The organism is Tistrella mobilis KA081020-065 (genome assembly GCF_000264455.2).
Lineage (GTDB): Bacteria > Pseudomonadota > Alphaproteobacteria > Tistrellales > Tistrellaceae > Tistrella > Tistrella mobilis.
In genome coordinates, this window is record NC_017966.1 from 501862 (window position 1) to 521268 (window position 19407).

Annotated in this window: 16 protein-coding genes; 15 read left to right on the top strand and 1 reads right to left on the bottom strand. The window is 67.9% G+C overall.

The annotated features are described in order from the left end of the window. Positions 1–94 precede the first annotated feature (94 nt). The 9 genes from TMO_RS22955 to TMO_RS22995 all read left to right on the top strand — a co-directional run bounded on the left by TMO_RS22955 (position 95) and on the right by TMO_RS22995 (position 8046). Complete coding sequence (locus tag TMO_RS22955) at positions 95–1282, top strand: ABC transporter substrate-binding protein (RefSeq protein WP_014753200.1); 1188 nt, start codon at positions 95–97, stop codon at positions 1280–1282. 107 nt (positions 1283–1389) lie between these two features. Then, complete coding sequence (locus tag TMO_RS22960; RefSeq protein WP_014753201.1) at positions 1390–2307, top strand: branched-chain amino acid ABC transporter permease; 918 nt, start codon at positions 1390–1392, stop codon at positions 2305–2307. An 11-nt stretch (positions 2308–2318) separates the two neighbouring features. Then, positions 2319–3341: a branched-chain amino acid ABC transporter permease gene (locus tag TMO_RS22965; protein WP_014753202.1), complete on the top strand. Its 1023-nt coding sequence runs from the start codon at positions 2319–2321 to the stop codon at positions 3339–3341. Then, positions 3334–4101 carry an ABC transporter ATP-binding protein gene (locus TMO_RS22970; protein ID WP_014753203.1) on the top strand — a complete coding sequence of 256 codons (768 nt, stop codon included), beginning with the start codon at positions 3334–3336 and terminating at the stop codon, positions 4099–4101. The genes TMO_RS22965 and TMO_RS22970 overlap by 8 nt, the downstream gene beginning before the upstream one ends. Beyond that, entirely contained in the window at positions 4101–4796 is a 696-nt protein-coding gene (locus TMO_RS22975) for an ABC transporter ATP-binding protein (RefSeq protein ID WP_014753204.1), read from the top strand. The genes TMO_RS22970 and TMO_RS22975 overlap by 1 nt, the downstream gene beginning before the upstream one ends. Positions 4797–4808: 12 nt before the next feature. Beyond that, positions 4809–5756 carry a carbon-nitrogen hydrolase family protein gene (locus tag TMO_RS22980; protein ID WP_014753205.1) on the top strand — a complete coding sequence of 316 codons (948 nt, stop codon included), beginning with the start codon at positions 4809–4811 and terminating at the stop codon, positions 5754–5756. Between the two features lie 12 nt (positions 5757–5768). Continuing rightward, positions 5769–6413 (top strand): flavin reductase family protein, encoded by a 645-nt coding sequence (locus tag TMO_RS22985; RefSeq protein WP_014753206.1) that lies wholly within the window; start codon positions 5769–5771, stop codon positions 6411–6413. Beyond that, the gene (locus tag TMO_RS22990; RefSeq protein ID WP_014753207.1) at positions 6410–7306 is read left to right on the top strand and encodes an alpha/beta hydrolase; all 897 of its coding nucleotides are present in this window, start codon (positions 6410–6412) and stop codon (positions 7304–7306) included. Before TMO_RS22985 ends, TMO_RS22990 begins: the two co-directional genes overlap by 4 nt. Before the next feature lie 107 nt (positions 7307–7413). Further along, the gene (locus tag TMO_RS22995) at positions 7414–8046 is read left to right on the top strand and encodes a hypothetical protein (protein ID WP_014753208.1); all 633 of its coding nucleotides are present in this window, start codon (positions 7414–7416) and stop codon (positions 8044–8046) included. Positions 8047–8064: 18 nt separating this feature from the next. Here the strand turns inward: TMO_RS22995 and TMO_RS23000 are convergent, their stop codons facing one another. Then, the gene (locus TMO_RS23000; protein ID WP_014753209.1) at positions 8065–8769 is read right to left on the bottom strand and encodes a cyclic nucleotide-binding domain-containing protein; all 705 of its coding nucleotides are present in this window, start codon (positions 8767–8769) and stop codon (positions 8065–8067) included. A 246-nt stretch (positions 8770–9015) separates the two neighbouring features. Here TMO_RS23000 and TMO_RS32780 point away from each other — a divergent pair, with 246 nt between their 5' ends. The 6 genes from TMO_RS32780 to TMO_RS23030 are packed head-to-tail and all read left to right on the top strand — an operon-like array spanning position 9016 to position 19391. After that, positions 9016–11709 (top strand): nitrate/nitrite transporter, encoded by a 2694-nt coding sequence (locus tag TMO_RS32780; protein WP_014753210.1) that lies wholly within the window; start codon positions 9016–9018, stop codon positions 11707–11709. A 27-nt stretch (positions 11710–11736) separates the two neighbouring features. Continuing rightward, positions 11737–15477, top strand: coding sequence for a nitrate reductase subunit alpha (locus tag TMO_RS23010; protein ID WP_014753211.1), 3741 nt, complete (start codon positions 11737–11739; stop codon positions 15475–15477). Next, the gene (gene narH / locus TMO_RS23015; RefSeq protein WP_014753212.1) at positions 15474–17012 is read left to right on the top strand and encodes a nitrate reductase subunit beta; all 1539 of its coding nucleotides are present in this window, start codon (positions 15474–15476) and stop codon (positions 17010–17012) included. The genes TMO_RS23010 and narH overlap by 4 nt, the downstream gene beginning before the upstream one ends. A 4-nt stretch (positions 17013–17016) precedes the next feature. Next, positions 17017–17742, top strand: a complete 726-nt coding sequence (gene narJ, locus TMO_RS23020) for a nitrate reductase molybdenum cofactor assembly chaperone (protein WP_014753213.1) — start codon at positions 17017–17019, stop codon at positions 17740–17742. Next, positions 17742–18488 (top strand): respiratory nitrate reductase subunit gamma, encoded by a 747-nt coding sequence (gene narI / locus TMO_RS23025; RefSeq protein ID WP_014753214.1) that lies wholly within the window; start codon positions 17742–17744, stop codon positions 18486–18488. The genes narJ and narI overlap by 1 nt, the downstream gene beginning before the upstream one ends. Before the next feature lie 12 nt (positions 18489–18500). Beyond that, positions 18501–19391, top strand: a complete 891-nt coding sequence (locus TMO_RS23030; RefSeq protein WP_014753215.1) for a peptidylprolyl isomerase — start codon at positions 18501–18503, stop codon at positions 19389–19391. The last annotated feature ends 16 nt before the right edge of the window (positions 19392–19407 follow it).

Here is a 19407-nt window from a genome sequence, read left to right on the forward strand (position 1 = left end):
CCTAATTCCCCTCCCCGCACCCGGTGCAGGGCCGGCCGCGCGAACGAGCCGGCCCGCGCCATCCGTCTCAAGCCATGACAGGAGGCCAGACATCATGCGGACCAGGATCACCGCCTTCACCCTCGGCCTGACGGCCGCGACCGCGCTTTCGGGCGTGCTGTTCGCCGCGCCGGCCGATGCCGCCGACCCGCTCCGGATCGGCTTCATCACCACGCTCTCCACCCCCGCCGGCTATATCGGCGAGGATGAGCGCGACGGCTTCAAACTCGCCATCACCCAGGAAGACGGCAAACTCGGCGGCGTGCCAGTGGAGCTGGTGGTCGAGGACGATGCGCTGAAGCCCGCCAATGCCAAGCAGATCGCCGAGCGCATGACCGGGGACGGCATCCGGCTGTTCACCGGCGTCAACTTCTCGAACGTGTTGTCGGCGGTCGCACCCACCGTGCTCAAGACCGGCGCCTTCTATGTCAGCCTCAACCCCGGCCCCTCGGTCTTCGCGGGCGGCGGCTGCAATGCGAACTATTTCGTCGCCTCGTATCAGAACGACAATTTCCACGAGGCCGGCGGCCTTGCCGCCAATGAACTCGGCTACAAGAAGGTCGTGATCCTGGCACCGAACTACCAGGCCGGCCGCGACGCGCTGGAAGGCTTCAAGCGCACCTTCAAGGGCCAGGTCGTCTCCGAGATCTACACCAAGCTGGACCAGACCGATTTCTCGGTGGAGCTGGCGCGGATCCGCTCGGCGGCACCGGATGCGATCTACCAGTTCCACCCGGGCGGTGCCGGCATCAACTTCGCCAAGCAGTATGCCAATTCGGGCCTCGCCAAAGAGATCCCGATGGTGCTGCCGGTGTTCTCGATGGATGCCCGGATGATGGCAGCCACCGGCGATGCGGCCGAAGGCTATTACATCGCCAGCAACTGGAGCGCCGGGCTCGACAACGCCGCCAACAAGGACTTCGTCGCCGCCTTCGAGAAGACCTATGGCCGCAAGCCGACCATCTATGCCGCCCAGGCCTATGACACCGCGAAGCTGATCGCCTCCGGGCTCGACAAGGTCGATGGCGATATCGAGAAGCAGGACGCGTTCCGCGCAGCACTCAAGGCCGCCGACTTCACCTCGGTGCGCGGCAGCTTCGCCTTCGCCCAGAACCAGCACCCGATCCTGGACTGGTATCTGATGCGGGTGGAGCGCGGCGCCGACGGCCAGCTGGCCGATACGGTGGTGCGCAAGGTGGCGACCGCCATGCAGGACGCCTATGCCGCCGAGTGCAAGATGTGACGCCGGGCAAGATGTGACGCCGGCCAACATCTGACGTCCGGCACCGGACGACCGGGCGGCGGTGCCTTGCGCCGCCGCCGCACTTCCTCTCGCATGCGGAAGGGCCCATGTCCACGCTGCTGATCGAGCAGATCCTGAATGGTCTGCAATACGGCGCGATGCTGTTCCTGCTCGCTTCGGGTCTCACCCTGATCTTCGGGATCATGGGGGTGATCAACCTCACCCACGGCTCGTTCTACATGGTCGGCGCCTTCTGCGCCGCCTATGCCGCCACCGCCACCGGATCCTTCGCCGCGGCGGTGCTGGCGGCACTCGCGGGCGCCGGGCTTTACGGGCTGGTGATGGAGCTGGTCGTCATCCGCCGGCTTTATGCCCGCGACCATCTGGACCAGGTGCTCGCCACCTTCGGCATGATCCTGTTCACCAACGAGTTGGTGAGCGTGGTTTTTGGCCGCACGCCGCCCTTCATGGACATCCCGTCCTTCCTGACCGGCACCGTCGCGCTGCTGCCCGGCCTCGCCTATCCGGTGGTGCGCCTCGCCTTCATCCTGGTCGGCGCCCTGGTCGCCATCGGGCTCTGGCTGCTGATCACCCGCACCCGGATCGGCATGCTGATCCGCGCCGGCGCCGATGACCGCGCGATGGTCGATGCGCTGGGCGTCGACATCCGCCGGCTGTTCAGCCTGGTCTTCGCGCTGGGCGCGGTGCTCTGCGGTCTTGCCGGCGTGATGACGGCACCCCTGCTCGCGGTCGAGATCGGCATGGGCGAGCGCATCCTGATCACCACCTTCGTGGTCATCGTGGTCGGCGGGGTCGGATCCGTGCGCGGTGCGGCCGTGGGTGCGCTGATCGTCGGCATGATCGACAGCCTGGGCCGGGCCTATATCCCGATCACCCTCTACGAATTGCTGCCGCCCGAGATCGCGAGCACGCTCGCGGCCGGGCTGGTCTCCGCCAGCATCTATGTCGCCATGGCGGCGATCCTGCTTGTGCGGCCGCGCGGCCTGCTGCCCGCCCGAGGATAGGAAGACATCCGATGTCCGACAGCCTTACCCACAGCGCGGCGGCAGCCACCACCTCCCGCCCGGGCCCCGGGCGGCGGCTGGTGGTCCATGGTCTGGGCCTTGCCGTCTTCGCCGCCATGCCGCTTGTCGCCGCCGCGATCGGCGACCCCTTCGTCGTCAGCCTGTTCACCCGCTTCCTGATCTATGCCATCGCCGCGGTGGCGCTCGATCTGGTGATGGGCTATGGCGCGCTGATCAGCTTCGGCCATGCCGCCTTCTTCGGGCTGGGCGGCTATGTGGTCGGCATCATTGCCCATCACGCCGCCGAGACCGGCACGATCTTCGGTCTGGCGACCAGCAATTCGGCGCTTGTGGTCTGGCCGGTGGCGATCGGGCTGTCGGCCCTGCTGGCCCTGATCATCGGCGCCCTGTCGCTGCGCACCCAGGGCGTGCAGTTCATCATGATCACCCTCGCCTTCGGCCAGATGGTCTATTTCATGCTGGTCTCGCTGGAGGTCTATGGCGGGGATGACGGGCTGCTGATCATGGAGCGCAACACCCTGCCGGGGATCGACCTCTCCAACCCGACGGTTTTCTACTATCTCTGCCTCGCCATGCTCGCCGGCTGGCTACTGCTCTGCCGGCGGCTGGTGGGGTCGCGTTTCGGCATGGTGCTGCGCGGGCTGAAGCAGAATGAGCGCCGGGCGGTCAATCTGGGCTTCGCGCCGCTGCCGCACCGCCTGGCCGCTTTCGTGATCTCGGGTGCCGGCACCGGCCTTGCCGGCGTGCTCTGGGCCAATTACGCGCTCTATGTCAGCCCCGACATGGCCGCCTGGTCCAAATCGGGTGAATTCATGTCGATCGTGATCCTGGGCGGGGTCGGCACGCTGTTCGGGCCGGTGATCGGCGCTGCGGTGTTCCTGGGCCTGGAACAGCTGCTGGCGATCTGGACCGAACACTGGATGCTGGTGATGGGGCCGGTGCTGGTGGCGGTGGTGCTGTTCGCCCGCCGCGGCCTCTATGGCTTCCTGGTCGGGGAGAGAGCCCATGACTGACGCCACCGCAGCCGAACTGCCCCGGCTGGTGATCGAAGGGCTGCACAAGCGTTTCGGCGCCGTTGCCGCCACGGCCGGGGTCGATCTGGAGGTGCGCCCGCGTGAGCTGCATGCCCTGATCGGCCCCAACGGCGCCGGTAAGACCACGCTGATTTCCCAGATCGCCGGCGAAATCTTCCCCGATCAGGGCCGGATCCTGATCGACGGCCGCGACGTCACCCGCATGGCCGCCTATGCCCGGGCCGGCCAGGGGCTGGCGCGGTCGTTCCAGATCACCCAGCTCTTCACCGATTTCACCGCCCTCGACAATGTCGCCATGGCGATCCAGGCCCGGCAGGGCGGCAACTGGCGCTGTTTCGGATCGGCCAGGCAGGACCGGAGCCTGCGCGAGCCGGCGATGGCCCACCTGACCGCGGTCGGCCTGGGTCACCGCGCCGATGAGGTGGTGGCGGATCTCGCCCATGGCGAATGCCGGCAGCTGGAACTGGCGGTGGCGCTGGCCGCCGAGGCCTCGCTGCTGCTGCTCGACGAGCCGATGGCCGGGCTCGGCCCCGAGGAGAGCCGGCAGATGACCCGGATCCTGCAGGGGCTGAAGGGCCGCTATGCCATCCTGCTGGTCGAGCACGACATGGATGCGGTCTTCGCGCTGGCCGACCGGGTGACGGTGCTGGTCTATGGCCGCACCCTGTTCACCGGCACGCCCGACGAGGTCCGCGCCCATCCCGAGGTGCGGGCCGCCTATCTGGGAGACGGTGTCTGATGCTGAAGGTCGATGGTCTGGAAGCCGGCTATGGCCGCTCGCAGGTGCTGTTCGGCATGACGCTGGCGGCCGAAGAGGGCGAGGTCGTCTCGCTGGTCGGCCGCAACGGCATGGGCAAGACCACCACGGTCAACACGCTGATGGGCCTGCTGCCGGTGCGCCGTGGCCGGATCGGCTTCGACGGCGCCGACATCGCCGGCCGTGCGCCCAACCGCATCGCCCGTGCGGGCATCGGCCTGGTGCCGGAAGGAAGGCGGGTCTTCGCCTCGCTGTCGGTGGAAGAAAACCTGGTCGCCACCGCCCGCCGCGGCGCCGGCGCCCGCTGGGGCCTTGCCGATGTCTTCGGCCTGTTCCCGCGCCTGCAGGAACGCCGCCGGCAATCGGCGCGCACGCTGTCGGGCGGCGAACAGCAGATGCTGGCGATCGGTCGGGCGCTGCTCACCAACCCCCGCCTGCTGATCCTGGACGAGGCGACCGAGGGGCTGGCGCCGATCATCCGCCAGGAAATCTGGGCCTGTCTCGGCCGGCTGAAGGCCGAGGGCCAGACCATTCTGGTGATCGACAAGAACCTGAAGGAGATGGCCCGCCTGGTCGACCGCCATCACCTGATCGAGAAAGGCCGCGTGGTCTGGGCAGGCTCCCCCGAGGCGCTCGCCCGGGAACCCGATCTCGCCCATCGCCATCTCGGCCTCTGACGGAGCCCCGGCATGTCCTCTCCCCTTCCCTTCACGGCGGGCGTCGCCCAGATCGGCGCCGATCCCTTCGATCCCATGGCCTCGGCCGCGAAGGTCGCCGCCACCATCCGCCGCGCCGCAGGTAGCGGCGTCGCCCTGCTGGTCTTCCCCGAAGCCTGCATCGGCGGCTACCCCAAGGGTGCCAGCTTCTCGACGCCGGTCGGCATGCGCCTGCCCGAGGGCCGCGAGGCCTTCCGTCGCTATCACGACGCCGCCATCGACCTTCACGGCCCCGAACTGGCGCTGGTGGCCGAGGCCGCAGCGGAGACGGGCATGGTGGTGGTGCTGGGCGTGATCGAGCGCGACGGCGGCACGCTCTATTGCACGGCGCTCACCTTCGACGGCGCGCGCGGCCTGGCCGGCCGGCACCGCAAGCTGATGCCGACCGCGGCCGAGCGGCTGATCTGGGGCTTCGGCGACGGCTCGACCATGGAGGCGGTGCCAACCCGCCTCGGTACCGTTGGCGCGGTGATCTGCTGGGAGAATTACATGCCGGCGCTGCGCATGCACATGTACGCGCAGGGCGTGACGCTCTACTGCGCGCCGACCGCGGATGATCGCGACAGCTGGCTCTCTTCCATGCGTCATATCGCGCTTGAAGGCCGCTGTTTCGTGCTCACCGCCTGCCAGTTCATTCGCCGCGGCGCCTATCCCGCCGATTACGACTGCGCGCTGGGTGATGCCCCCGACACCGTGCTGATGCGCGGCGGCAGCGCGATCGTGGGGCCGCTCGGCCAGGTGCTGGCGGGGCCGGATTTCGACGGCGAGACCGTGCTCACCGCCCGCATCGACCCGGCGGAGATCCTGCGCGGCAAATATGATTTCGATGCCACCGGCCATTACGCCCGCCCCGACATCTTCCGGCTGGAGGTCGACACGGCGGCGAAGCCCGCAGTGCTGCGCCGCGACGGCGGGCTTTGAGGGGCGGGCAGGATGGAGTTCGATTTCGCAACGCTCGACACCGCCCACCGCTACAAGGTGCTGGCCTCCACCGTTGTGCCGCGGCCGATCGCCTGGGTGACCAGCCGGGCGCCCGACGGCACCGCCAATGCCGCCCCCTACAGCTTCTTCAACGTGATGGGCTCGAACCCGCCGGTGGTGGCGCTGGGCATCCTGGCCCGCCCCGACGGCACGCTGAAAGACACGGCGGCGAACATCGTCGCAGGGGGTGCTTTCATCGTCCACCTGGTCTCGGAAGATCTGGCACCGGCGATGAACCTGACCTGCATCGACGCGCCGCCCGGGGTGGACGAGATTGCGCTCGCGGGTCTCGCCACCACCCCCGGCACGAAGACCGGGCTGCCGCGGCTGGTCGATGCCCCGGTCGCCTTCGAATGCGTCAGCCGTGCGGCGATCGCCACGGGGCCGTCGCAGATGCTGGTGGTCGGCGAGGTGCTGACCGCACATGTCCGCGACGATGCCGTGCTCGATGCCGGCCGCTGCCATTTCGCCACCGAACGGCTGGGCCTGGTCGCCCGCATGCACGGCGCCGGCTGGTATGACCGCGTCGGCACCGACATGTTCCGGCTCGACCGGCCGGTCTGGGCCGATCGCCTGCTTCCGGAGACCGGATCTTGACCGCTCTTACCCCCACCGATCGCCTCTGGCGCGGCTTCGACCGCGCGGGCCTGGACCATCAATACGATGCCCGCGGCACCGTCGCCGATTACGAGGCAGAGGCCCGCGCCTATGCCGAAGACAGTGTGGCCGCGATGACGACCCTCGACCGGCGCGCCGATCTGGTCTTCGATCCGGCCTCGGGCGCTGCACTCGACCTCTACCCGGCCGCGGGGCCGGGGCCGCATCCGGTCTTCGTCTGGGTGCATGGCGGCTATTGGCGGGCGCTTTCCAAACAGGAAAATGCCTTCGTTGCTCCCGCGCTGGTGGCGGCCGGGGTCAGCGTCGCGGTGATCGACTACACCCTTGCCCCGGCGGCGACGCTGGAAGAGATCACCCGCCAGACCCGGGCGGCCGTCGGCTGGATCCATCACAACGCCGCCGCGCAGGGCCTGGATGCCAACCGGATCTTCGTCGGCGGCTCTTCGGCCGGCGGACATCTGACCGGCATGCTGCTGGCCGCAGACGGCTGGCGGGCCGAGGCGGGGCTGCCGCGTGATGTGATCAAGGGGGCCGTATCGCTGAGCGGGCTTTACGACCTGGAGCCGGTACGGCTCGGCCGGGTCAACGACTGGCTGGGGCTGGATGCACCCCGCGCCCGGCGGTTGAGCCCGCTGCATCTGCTGCCGACCGATCCGGCCGATGGCTGCCCGCTGATCGTTTCTTACGGCGGATCGGAGACGGCCGAATTCAAGCGCCAGACCGACGACTATCTGGCCGCCTGGACCGGCCACGGCCATCCGGGCAGGTTCGTGGCCATGGAAGACTGCAACCATTTCGACATTGCCCGCCGGCTGGGCACGCCCGGCACACCGCTGGCCCAAGCCGCCATCCGGCTGATCCACGGAACCTGACCTGCGGCATCCGACCTTCCGGAGTGGCATCCGTGGCCAGCCGCGGGCATGATGCGGGTCTGGCACGAAGATGCCCGAGAATCGCCTGGGAGGGAAAGGTCCGCATCATGATCGACTGGATGGAGAAGGCGCGCCGGCTGCAGGATTTCTACGCCGGCCGGCTGTCGGCCGACGAGGCCGAGGCCCTGCGCCGCGATCTGGGCTGGCCGGCGCTGATGCCCGCCGGTACCGCCGGGGCCGGCATGCAGGATGCCTGGACCCGCGGCATGGCCGCCAACAAGGCGATGTTCGAGGCGATGACCGCGGCCCCCGGCGGCCTGCCCGATCCGGCCCGGATGGGGGCCGCCGCCATGGCCATGGCGGCAGCGGCAGCCCCGGCGATGGAGGCCTGGCGCCAGGCGGCCGCCGGCACACTGCGCGGCTTCGGCGGGTTCGAGACCACCGCGCCGCCGGCGCCCGCAGCCCCGGCCGAGACGCCGGCCCCGGCGCCAGAGGCGGCACCCGCAGCCAAAGCCGAACCGGGTGCCGAGATCGAGACCTGGCGGCAGCGGCTGGACGCTCTGAACCAGGAGCTTCAGACGGCGGTGGCGACGCTGCGCAGCCTGCAGGAAGCGCCCGATGCCGATCCCGCGGCGGTCGAGGCAACGCTGAAGCGTCTGCAGGAGCTGAATGCGGCAGCAACCGAGGCCATGCAGGGCTATCACGCCGCGCTCGCCGCCGAAGCCGCCGGGCAGAAGTGACCGGATCCTCGGCGGTCTTCAGAAAATATCCTCGTCGGCGTCGATCAGCACGCTTGGCCGGCAGAACCGCTTCACCGCCTCGATGTCGGTGATGTCGATCGTGTTGCCGTCGACCCCGACGCCGTATTTCTTCAGAGCCGCGAAGCTGCGCGACAGGTTCTCGGGCGTCATGCCCAACAGCGAGGCGAGTGTCTTCTTGTCGTAGGGCAGGACGACGCGGCCGGTGCCGCCCTGGGCGTCGTTCTGGATCAGCAGCCGCGCCGCCAGCCGCTCGGTGCCCGAGCGCAGTTTCAGCGCCTTGTATTCCTTGACCATGGTCCGGAAGCCCACCGCCAGTTCGGTGACGATGGCGCGGGCGAAGGCGGCATCCTTTTCGAAGGCCGCACGGATGTTCTCGGACGGGATCATCAGCAGGCGCGACACCTCGGTGGTCCGCGCCGACATCAGATAGACCGCGTCGCGGATCACCGCCGCCAGGATGAAGGATCTGACCGGCCGGACCATGGCGAGCGTGGTTTCGCGTGCGGCATGGCGGCTGAACAGCTCCACGCAGCCTTCGACCACGATGTAGAGAAAATCCGCCGGCTCGCCCTCGAAGATCAGATCGACCTGGCGGGGGAAGCGCTGCAGATAGGCCGCGTTCATCAGCTCGGAGAAGTTCTCCGGTTCCATGCTCCGGAACAGCGGCAGCGCACGCACCTCCGGCAGGTCATTCGCTCGCATCACGATCCTCTTGATTTTTATCAAGCCCTACTTTGACGGACATATACCGCGGGGCTGTGCGCCTGTAAATCACAGAACCACGACAATCAATTTCCAGTCCTTCATAATCATAAGGGCGATTTATTTCGGAACATGAAGCCATGCTTCTTGATCTGGATCAACATTCGATCCGGATACGGGGCCTAACGTCGGCGCATCCCCACATGCGGGCCACGGATGGCCTGCCAATCCAGGTGGATGACTTCGATGCAGGCACCCGGCACCCCCGTCCCGAAACAGGCGGGCCGGATACTCGGCATGAGTACTCTGGCTTTCACCACATCCTTTGCCGTCTGGACGATCTTCTCGATCATCGGAATCCGCATCCAGCAGGAGCTGGGGCTGACCGATACCCAGTTCGGCCTCCTCGCCGGCACTCCCATCCTGACCGGATCGCTGGTGCGGATCGTGCTGGGCGTCTGGGCCGACCAGTATGGCGGGCGCACCGTCTTTGCGCTGACCATGCTGGCGGCGGCGGCGGCAACCGCCCTGCTCTCACTGGCCGACAGCTACGAGACCATGCTGCTGGCCGCCCTCGGCGTGGGCCTCGCCGGCGGCACCTTCGCCGTCGGCGTCGCCTATGTCTCCAAATGGTATCCGCGCGGCCGGCAGGGCACGGCGCTCGGCATCTTCGGTGCCGGCAATGTCGGCGCGGCGGTGACCAAATTCGTCGCCCCCTTCGTGATGGTCGCCTTCGGCTGGACCACGGTCGCCCTGGTCTGGGCGGCGGCGCTGGCGGTGATGGCGGTGGTGTTCTGGCTGACCACGGCCGACGATCCTGAAACCATCGCCCGCCGTGCCCGCGGCGAGAAGCCGCGCAGCGCCTTTCTGGAACTGGCGCCGCTGAAGCGGCTGCAGGTCTGGCGGTTCGCGCTCTACTACTTCTTCGTCTTCGGCGCCTTCGTGTCGCTGGCGCTGTGGCTGCCGCATTATCTGGTGGGCGTCTACGGGCTCGACATCAAGACCGCCGGCATGCTCGCCGCCTTCTATTCGGTGCCGGCCAGCGTCTTCCGGGCCTATGGCGGCCATCTGTCCGACCGCAAAGGCGCGCGCACGATCATGTACTGGACCTTCGGGGTCTCGGTCATCGCCACCTTCATGCTGTCCTACCCGCCGACCGATTACGTCATCCACGGTCTCGCCGGCCCGATCGCCTTTTCGACCAGCATGGGGCTCGTGCCCTTCGTGATCCTGATCTTCGTGCTGGGCTTCTTCATGTCGCTCGGCAAGGCCGCAGTCTACAAGCATATCCCCGTCTACTACCCCGACAATGTCGGCGCGGTCGGCGGGCTGGTCGGGCTGATCGGCGGGCTGGGCGGCTTCATCCTGCCGCTCACCTTCGGCGTGATGCTCGACCTGACGGGCATCTGGACCAGCTGCTTCATGCTGCTGTTCGCGATCGTCGCCGCAGCCTTCATCTGGATGCATCTCTCGGTCCGGCAGATGGAACGCCAGGCGCTGGCCCCCGAACTCGACGCCCTGCCCGAGCTGCCGGAAATGCGCGAAATCCACGGCCCGGCAGAGCGCGCGGCGACCAGCCGGGTGATCGAGGACTGGCGGCCCGAGGATCCGGATTTTTGGAAGACCACCGGCCGGCGCGTCGCCCGGCGCAATCTCTGGATCTCCATCCCCTGCCTGCTGCTCGCCTTCGCGGTCTGGATGGTGTGGAGCATGGTGGTGGCCAAGCTGCCGGCGATCGGCTTCGCCTATTCGACCGAACAGCTGTTCTGGCTCGCAGCCCTGCCCGGCCTGTCGGGCGCCACGCTCCGGATCTTCTATGCCTTCATGGTGCCGGTCTTCGGCGGCCGGCTGTGGACCACACTCTCCACCGCATCGCTGCTGATCCCGGCCTTCGGCATCGGCTATGCCGTGCAGAACCCCGAAACCCCCTATCTGATCTTCCTGGTCCTCGCCCTGCTCTGCGGTTTCGGCGGCGGTAACTTCGCCTCCTCCATGGCCAATATCAGCTTCTTCTTCCCGAAGAACGAGAAGGGCAATGCCCTCGCCCTCAATGCCGGGCTCGGCAATCTGGGCGTCAGCGTGATGCAGTTCCTGGTGCCGCTGGTCATCACCATGGGCGTGTTCGGCGCCATGGGCGGCGATGCCCGCCCGACCGCGGCGGGCGATATGCTCTGGCTGCAGAATGCCGGCTTCGTCTGGGTGCCCTTCATCCTGGTCGCGACGGTGGCCGCCTGGTTCGGCATGAACGACATCGCCTCGGCCAGGGCCTCGTTCCGCGATCAGGCGGCGATCTTCGGCCGCTCGCACACCTGGATCATGTGCTGGCTCTATACCGGCACCTTCGGCTCGTTCATCGGCTATGCCGCCGCCTTCCCGCTGCTCACCCGCACCCAGTTCCCCGAAATCGACGCGCTGCAGTTCGTCTTCCTGGGCCCGCTGGTCGGCGCATTGTCGCGGGCCGGCACCGGCTGGATCTCGGACCGCTTCGGCGGCGGCCGGGTCACCCTCTGGACCTTCGTGCTGATGATCGCAGGCACGGCCGGCGTGATCTGGTTCCTGGGCATGAAGGATCAGCCGGGCGCGTTCTGGGGCTTCTTCGCGATGTTCATGGTGCTGTTCTTCGCGACCGGCATCGGCAACGCCTCCACCTTCCAGATGATCCCCGTGATCATGCGCACGGTGATCGACCGCACCGCCCCGGCCAACCTCGCCCCGGCAGAGCGGCTGCGCCAGGCCGAGCGCGAATCGGCCGCGATCATCGGCTTCACCTCGGCCATCGCCGCCTATGGCGCCTTCTTCATCCCCAAAGCCTATGGCAGCTCGATCGCCATGACCGGCGGTGCCGAAGCCGCACTGCTGGGCTTCCTCGGCTTCTACGTCACCTGCGTCGCCGTCACCTGGTTCTTCTACACCCGGAAGAACGCCCCGGTGCGCTGCTGAGCCGCCGCACGCAAGGAATTCGTCCCGATGAGCCATCTCCTCGACCGCCTCAACTTCCTGTCCGAGAAGACCGTCGGCCGGTTCTCGAACGGCCACGGCGTCACCACCACCGAAAGCCGCGCCTGGGAAGACGCCTATCGCAAGCGCTGGCAGCACGACAAGATCGTGCGCTCCACCCATGGCGTGAACTGCACGGGTTCGTGCTCGTGGAAGATCTACGTCAAGGGCGGCATCGTCACCTGGGAAACCCAGCAGACCGACTATCCCCGCACCCGGCCCGACCTGCCCAACCACGAACCCCGCGGCTGTTCGCGCGGCGCCAGCTACAGCTGGTACATGTATTCGGCCAACCGGGTGAAGCATCCGCTGATCCGCGGCCGGCTGCTCAAGGCCTGGCGCGCCGCCCGCGCCAGCCTGCCGCCGGTGGCGGCCTGGGCCTCGATCGTGAACGACCCGGCGGCCCGCGCCTCTTACACGAAGCTCCGCGGCCTGGGCGGCTTCGTGCGGGCCGACTGGGACGAGGTGAACGAGATCATCGCCGCCGCCAATGCCCACACCGTCAAGGCCCATGGCCCTGACCGGGTGATCGGCTTCTCGCCGATCCCGGCGATGTCGATGGTCTCCTACGCTGCGGGCTCGCGCTATCTGTCGCTGCTGGGCGGGGTGTGCCTGTCGTTCTACGACTGGTATTGCGACCTGCCGCCGGCCTCGCCGATGACCTGGGGCGAGCAGACCGACGTGCCGGAATCGGCCGACTGGTACAATGCCGGCTTTCTGATGCTCTGGGGATCGAACGTGCCCCAGACCCGCACGCCCGACGCCCATTTCTATACCGAGGTCCGCTATAAGGGCGCCAAATCGGTGGTGGTCTCACCCGACTACTCCGAAGCGGCCAAATTCGCCGATCTCTGGCTGCACCCCAAACAGGGCACCGATGCGGCGCTGGCCATGGCGCTGGGGCATGTGGTGCTGCGCGAATTCCATCTGGACCGCACCACGCCCTATTTCGAGGACTATTGCCGGCGCTACACCGACATGCCGATGCTGGTGCGGCTGGAACGTCGCGGCGACCGGCTGGTTCCGGGCCGGCTGCTGCGCGCCTCGGATTTCGAAGGCGGCCTTGGCGAGACGGCGAATACCGAGTGGAAGACGGTCGCCCTCGACCACCGCTCGGGCGAGATCGTGGTGCCGCAGGGCTCCGCCGGCTTCCGCTGGGGGGATGCCGGCCGCTGGAACCTGGAGCCGCGCGACGGCCGGGGCCGCGAGATCGAACCGGTGATGACCCTGCTCGCAGGCCCGCTGCATGACGAGGTGGTCGAGGTCGGCTTCCCCTATTTCGGCAACCGCAAGCACGACCATTTCGAAGGCACCGATCATGCCGACGTGCTGGACCGCCGGGTGCCGGCGCGGCGGGTGCAACTGGCCGACGGCGAGGCGCTGGTCGCCACCGTCTTCGACCTGCTGGCCGCCAATTACGGCCTGGATCGCGGCCTGGGCGGCGCCAATGTCGCCCGCGACTACGATCTGAACGAGCCCTATACCCCCGCCTGGGCGGAGCGCATCACCGGCGTGCCGCGCGGCCATATCATCACGGTCGCACGCGAATTCGCCCGCAATGCCGAAAAGACCAATGGCCGGTCGATGGTCATCCTGGGCGCCGGGCTGAACCACTGGTACCACATGGACATGAACTATCGGGGGATCATCAATCTCCTGATCATGTGCGGCTGCATCGGCCAGTCCGGCGGCGGCTGGAGCCATTATGTCGGCCAGGAAAAGCTCAGGCCGCAGACCGGCTGGCTGCCGCTCGCCTTCGGGCTGGACTGGAACCGGCCGCCGCGGCAGATGAACGGCACCTCCTTCTTCTATGCCCATACCGATCAGTGGCGCTATGAAACGCTCGACGTCGCCTCGATCCTGTCGCCGACGGCCCCCGAGGGCGACTGGTCGGGCAGCCTGATCGACTACAACATCCGTGCCGAGCGCATGGGCTGGCTGCCATCGGCCCCCCAGCTCGCCACCAACCCGCTGACGCTCGCCGCCGCCGCAGGCAAGGCCGGCCGGGAGGTCAAAGACTATATCGTCGACGGCCTGGCCGACGGCTCGCTGAAGATGTCGGCCGAAGATCCGGATGCGCCCGAGAACTGGCCGCGCAACCTGTTCGTCTGGCGCTCCAACCTGCTCGGCTCGTCGGGCAAGGGCCATGAATACTTCCTGAAGCACCTGCTCGGCACCTCGCATGGCGTGCTCGGCAAGGATCTGGGCAAAGAGGGCCGGCGGCGCTCCACCGAGGCCGCGTGGCACGACCGGGCGCCGGAAGGCAAGCTCGACCTGCTGGTCACGCTCGACTTCCGCATGTCGACCACCTGCGTCTATTCCGACATCGTTCTGCCCACCGCCACCTGGTACGAGAAGAACGACCTCAACACTTCGGACATGCATCCCTTCATCCACCCGCTGTCGGCCGCGGCCGATCCGGCCTGGGAAGCGCGGAGCGACTGGGAGATCTTCAAGGGGCTGGCGCGCGCCTTCTCGAAAGTGGCACCCGAGGTGCTGGGGGTGGAGACCGATGTCGTGCTGACGCCGATCCTGCACGACACCGCCGGCGAAATGGCCCAGCCCTTCGACGTGCATGACTGGAAGCGTGCGGGTGCTAAGCCGGAGCCCGGCCGCACCGCGCCGCAGATCGCGGTGGTGGAGCGCGACTATCCGGGGCTCTACGACCGCTTCACGGCCCTCGGGCCGCTGATGGACACGCTCGGCAATGGCGGCAAGGGCATCGGCTGGAAGACCAGCCACGAGGTCGAGGCGCTGGGCCGGCTGAACGGCATCCAGCCCGAGGGCCGCAGCACGGCCGGACGGCCGCGGATCGAGACCGATATCGACGCGACCGAAGTCATCCTGATGCTGGCGCCCGAGACCAATGGCGAGGTGGCGGTGAAGGCCTGGGAGGCGCTGTCGAAGGCCACCGGCCGCGACCATGCCCATCTGGCCCTGCCCAAGGAAGACGAGAAGATCCGCTTCCGCGACATCGTCGCCCAGCCGCGCAAGATCATCTCGTCGCCCACCTGGTCGGGCATCGAGTCGGAAAGCGTCTGCTACAACGCCGGCTATACCAATGTCCACGAGCTGATCCCCTGGCGCACGCTGACCGGCCGTCAGCAGCTCTATCAGGATCATCTCTGGATGCGGGCCTTCGGCGAGGGCTTCTGCCTCTACCGGCCGCCGATCGACACCCGCTCGATCGATCCGGTGATCCGCGAGAAGGACGACGGCACGCCGCAGGTGGTGCTGAACTTCATCACCCCGCACCAGAAATGGGGCATCCACTCCACCTATTCCGACAATCTGCTGATGCTGACGCTCAATCGCGGCGGGCCGGTGGTCTGGATGTCGGAGGTGGACGCCGCCCGGGCCGGCATCACCGACAACGACTGGGTGGAGGTCTACAACGCCAACGGCGCGCTGGTCGCGCGGGCGGTCGTGTCCCAGCGCATGAAGCAGGGCACGCTGTATATGTACCACGCCCAGGAAAAGATCGTGAATACGCCGGGATCGAAGGTCACCGGCCAGCGCGGCGGCATCCACAACTCGGTGACCCGCGCCATCACCAAGCCGACACACATGATCGGCGGCTATGTGCAGCAGTCTTACGGCTTCAATTACTACGGCACGGTCGGCTCCAACCGCGACGAATTCGTTGTCGTCCGGCGGTTGGACAAGATCGACTGGCTGGAAGGGCCGTATCGTGAGGAGGCGGCGGAATGAAAGTCAGAGCACAGGTCGGCATGGTCCTCAATCTGGACAAATGCATCGGCTGCCACACCTGTTCGGTGACCTGCAAGAACGTGTGGACGAACCGCGAGGGCGTGGAATACGCCTGGTTCAACAATGTCGAGACCAAGCCGGGCATCGGCTATCCCAAGGACTGGGAGAACCAGAAGCGCTGGAACGGCGGCTGGACCCGCACCTCCGACGGCCGCATACGGCCGCGCATGGGCGCCAAATGGCGGGTGCTGGCCAAGATCTTCGCCAATCCCGACCTGCCCGAGATCGACGACTATTACGAGCCGTTCGATTTCGACTATGGCCATCTCCAGACTGCGGGCGAGGTTCAGGCCTCGCCCACCGCGCGGCCGCGATCCCTGGTGACGGGCGAGCGGATGGAGAAGATCGTCTGGGGGCCGAACTGGGAAGAGATCCTGGGCGGCGAATTCGCCAAACGGTCGGCCGATTACAACTTCGCGGATGTGGAGAAGGAGATCTACGGGGCCTTCGAGAACACCTTCATGATGTATCTGCCCCGGCTCTGCGAACACTGCCTGAACCCGACCTGCGTCGCCGCCTGCCCCTCGGGCGCGATCTACAAGCGCGACGAGGACGGCATCGTCCTGATCGACCAGGAAAAATGCCGCGGCTGGCGGATGTGCGTCTCGGGCTGCCCCTACAAGAAGATCTATTACAACTGGTCTTCGGGCAAATCCGAGAAATGCGTCTTCTGCTATCCGCGCATCGAGGCCGGCCAGCCCACCGTCTGTTCCGAAACCTGCGTCGGCCGTATCCGCTATCTGGGTGTGCTGCTCTATGACGCCGACCGTATCGAGGCCGCCGCGGCGACACCCGACGAGGGTGATCTCTACGAGGCCCAGCTCTCGATCTTCCTGGACCCGAACGACCCCGAGGTGATCGCCCAGGCCCGGCGCGACGGCGTGCCCGAGGCCTGGCTCGAAGCCGCCCGGCATTCGCCGGTCTGGAAGATGGCGATGGACTGGAAGATCGCCTTCCCGCTCCACCCCGAATACCGGACCCTGCCGATGGTCTGGTACGTGCCGCCGCTGTCGCCGATCCAGTCCGCCGCCGATGCCGGCCGGATCGGCATGGACGGCGAGATGCCCGATGTCTCGTCGCTGCGCATCCCCGTGCGCTATCTCGCCAACCTGCTGACCGCCGGCCGCGAACAGCCGGTGATCACGGCGCTGAAGCGCATGCTGGCCATGCGCGGCTATATGCGCGCCAAGACCATCGACGGCGTGCGCGACGAGGCCCTGGCCCGCTCGGTCGGACTGAACGGTGCGCTGATCGAGGACATGTACCGGATCATGGCGATCGCGAATTACGAAGACCGCTTCGTGATCCCGACCAGCCATCGCGAGATCGGCGAGGACGCCTATGACGTCCGCGGCTCCTGCGGCTTCTCGTTCGGCAATGGCTGTTCGGGCGGCACCAGCGGCGTCGACCTGTTCGGAGCGAAGCGCACCCGCACGGTCCACACCCCCACCGACGTCTTCCGCGGGGAGGCCTGACGCCATGTCCCGGATCTTCAAGATCGCCTCGGTGCTGCTCACCTATCCGACGCCGGAGCTTCAGGCCGCAGCGCCGGAGCTTCGCGCCGCCATCGCTGCGGAGACCTGCCTTCCGTCCGCATTGCGCACGGCGCTCAACGAACTGGTCGGCACCATCGCCGATCGCGACATCTATGCGGCGCAGGAAGACTATGTCCTGCTCTTCGACCGCACCCGGTCGCTGTCGCTGAACCTGTTCGAGCATGTCCATGGCGAAAGCCGCGATCGCGGCCAGGCGATGGTCGATCTGCTCGGCATGTACGAGGCGGCGGGTTTCGTACTCGGCGCCCGCGAGCTGCCGGATCACCTGCCGGCCTTCCTTGAATATCTCTCGACCCGCAGCGCGGCCGAGGCCACGGAACTGGCGGGCGGCATCGGCCATATCATCGAAGCCCTGCAGGAACGGCTGATCGCCCGCAACAGCCCCTATGCCGCGATCTTCGCCGCGCTGATCGCAGCCGGCGCCACCGCCGAAGACCGCGAGGCGGTCGCGATGGTGATGGACCTGCCCGATGACGACCCGACCGATCTGGCCGCCCTCGACCAGGTCTGGGAGGAAGACGCCGTGCGCTTTGCCGGTGCCGCAGCCGGCGAGGGCGACTGCGGCCCCGACCGGCTGCGCCGGCGCCTGCGTGCCGCCGCCCGCCCCGCCGCAGACCCGGCGCCGGCCGCAACAGAGGAGGTTTCGTGATGGCCAGCTACATCCACGGCGCCGTGTTCGGCGTCTATCCCTATGTGGCACTCGCGGTGCTGATCCTGGGCAGCGCGCTGCGCTATGACCGCGACCCCTATACCTGGCGATCGGGATCCAGCCAGCTGCTCCGCCGCCGCCAGCTGATCTGGGGCTCGGTGCTGTTCCATCTGGGCGTGCTGGTGATCTTCGCGGGCCATCTGGTCGGGCTGCTGACCCCCATCCAGGTCTTCGACACGCTGGGCATCAGCCATGGCGCCAAGCAGCTGCTGGCGATCGTGGCGGGTGGCGTCGCCGGCATCGCGGCCATCATCGGTGCCAGCCTGCTGATCCATCGCCGCTTCTTCGACCCGCGCATCCGGCGCACCTCCAGCACCACCGATCTGCTGATCATCGTGCTGCTCTGGCTGCAACTGGCGCTCGGGCTCGCCACCATCCCGGTCTCGCTCGGCCATCTGGACGGGCATGAGATGGTGAAGTTCATGAGCTGGGCACAGGGCATCTTCACCTTCGACACCGCCGCCGCCGGCTACATCGCCGATGTCCACCCGATCTTCAAGGCGCACCTCTTCCTGGGGCTGACGATCCTGTTGCTCTTCCCTTTCACGCGGCTCGTCCACATGCTCAGCGCCCCCATCCGCTATGTCTGGCGCCCGGGTTATCAGGTTGTGCGGACGCGCCGCCGGCCCGTCGGCAACCACCCCGGCGCCAGCCGCCCCGCGGCCGCCCGGCCCGGCACCCGTTGAACGGAGGCAGAGATGGTCGTCATCCGTCAGAGCCCGCGTGTCGCGGCGGCACGGTCCGCCGCCGCCCGGCATGCCCACCACGCCGCCAGCCATATGCACATGGCCGACCCCGTCCCCGTTTCGGTTGACGGGCGGGACATCCCCGAAGAGGAGATCCGGGCCGAGATGCACAATCATCCGGGCCCCGACCCGGACACCGCCCGCAATGCTGCGGCGCAAGCGCTGGTGATCCGCGAGCTGCTGCTGAACGCCGCCCGGGCCCGCGACATCACGGCCCGCCCCGGCACCGACGGCCAGGGCCGGCAGGAGCTGGACGACGAGGCGCTGATCCGCGCCCTGCTCGATGCCGAGGTCACCACGCCCCAGGCAGACACGGCCGCCTGCCGGCGCCATTACGACAGCCATCCCGGGCGTTTCACGACCTCTCCGGTCTGGGAGGCGCGGCACATCCTGCTCGCCGCCACAGAGACCGACGAGGCCGGCCGCAAAGCGACGCGCGAGCGGGCGCAGGCGATCCTGGCCGAGCTGGCGAGCGATCCCGACCGCTTCGCGGACCTCGCCACCGCCTTTTCCGCCTGCCCGTCCCGGGCGGAGGGCGGCCGTCTGGGCCAGCTGGTCCGCGGCTCTACCGTGCCCGAATTCGAGGCGGCGCTCGCCCGGATGAACCCGGGGGAGATTGCGCCCGCACCGGTCGAGACCCGGTTCGGGGTCCATGTGGTGGCGCTGGACCGCCACCTGCCCGGCGCGGTGCTGCCCTTCGAAGCGGTGGAGGCACGCATCGCCGCCTGGCTCGAAGCCGCAAGCTGGAGCCGGGGCGTCGCGCAGTTCATCTCGGTGCTGGCCGCGGAGGCCGATATCCGGGGCGTCGCACTGGCAACGGCGGAGGGGCCGCTGGTGCGCTGACCCGGCGGCAGATCCC

What these genes read in the sequence shown, in the direction of transcription:
- TMO_RS22955 (WP_014753200.1), top strand. Translation starts at nt 95, where the DNA reads ATGCGGACCAGGATCACCGCCTTCACCCTCGGCCTGACGGCCGCGACC.
- TMO_RS22960 (WP_014753201.1), top strand. Translation starts at nt 1,390, where the DNA reads ATGTCCACGCTGCTGATCGAGCAGATCCTGAATGGTCTGCAATACGGC.
- TMO_RS22965 (WP_014753202.1), top strand. Translation starts at nt 2,319, where the DNA reads ATGTCCGACAGCCTTACCCACAGCGCGGCGGCAGCCACCACCTCCCGC.
- TMO_RS22970 (WP_014753203.1), top strand. Translation starts at nt 3,334, where the DNA reads ATGACTGACGCCACCGCAGCCGAACTGCCCCGGCTGGTGATCGAAGGG.
- TMO_RS22975 (WP_014753204.1), top strand. Translation starts at nt 4,101, where the DNA reads ATGCTGAAGGTCGATGGTCTGGAAGCCGGCTATGGCCGCTCGCAGGTG.
- TMO_RS22980 (WP_014753205.1), top strand. Translation starts at nt 4,809, where the DNA reads ATGTCCTCTCCCCTTCCCTTCACGGCGGGCGTCGCCCAGATCGGCGCC.
- TMO_RS22985 (WP_014753206.1), top strand. Translation starts at nt 5,769, where the DNA reads ATGGAGTTCGATTTCGCAACGCTCGACACCGCCCACCGCTACAAGGTG.
- TMO_RS22995 (WP_014753208.1), top strand. Translation starts at nt 7,414, where the DNA reads ATGATCGACTGGATGGAGAAGGCGCGCCGGCTGCAGGATTTCTACGCC.
- TMO_RS23000 (WP_014753209.1), bottom strand. Translation starts at nt 8,769, where the DNA reads ATGCGAGCGAATGACCTGCCGGAGGTGCGTGCGCTGCCGCTGTTCCGG.
- TMO_RS32780 (WP_014753210.1), top strand. Translation starts at nt 9,016, where the DNA reads ATGCAGGCACCCGGCACCCCCGTCCCGAAACAGGCGGGCCGGATACTC.
- TMO_RS23010 (WP_014753211.1), top strand. Translation starts at nt 11,737, where the DNA reads ATGAGCCATCTCCTCGACCGCCTCAACTTCCTGTCCGAGAAGACCGTC.
- narH (WP_014753212.1), top strand. Translation starts at nt 15,474, where the DNA reads ATGAAAGTCAGAGCACAGGTCGGCATGGTCCTCAATCTGGACAAATGC.
- narJ (WP_014753213.1), top strand. Translation starts at nt 17,017, where the DNA reads ATGTCCCGGATCTTCAAGATCGCCTCGGTGCTGCTCACCTATCCGACG.
- narI (WP_014753214.1), top strand. Translation starts at nt 17,742, where the DNA reads ATGGCCAGCTACATCCACGGCGCCGTGTTCGGCGTCTATCCCTATGTG.
- TMO_RS23030 (WP_014753215.1), top strand. Translation starts at nt 18,501, where the DNA reads ATGGTCGTCATCCGTCAGAGCCCGCGTGTCGCGGCGGCACGGTCCGCC.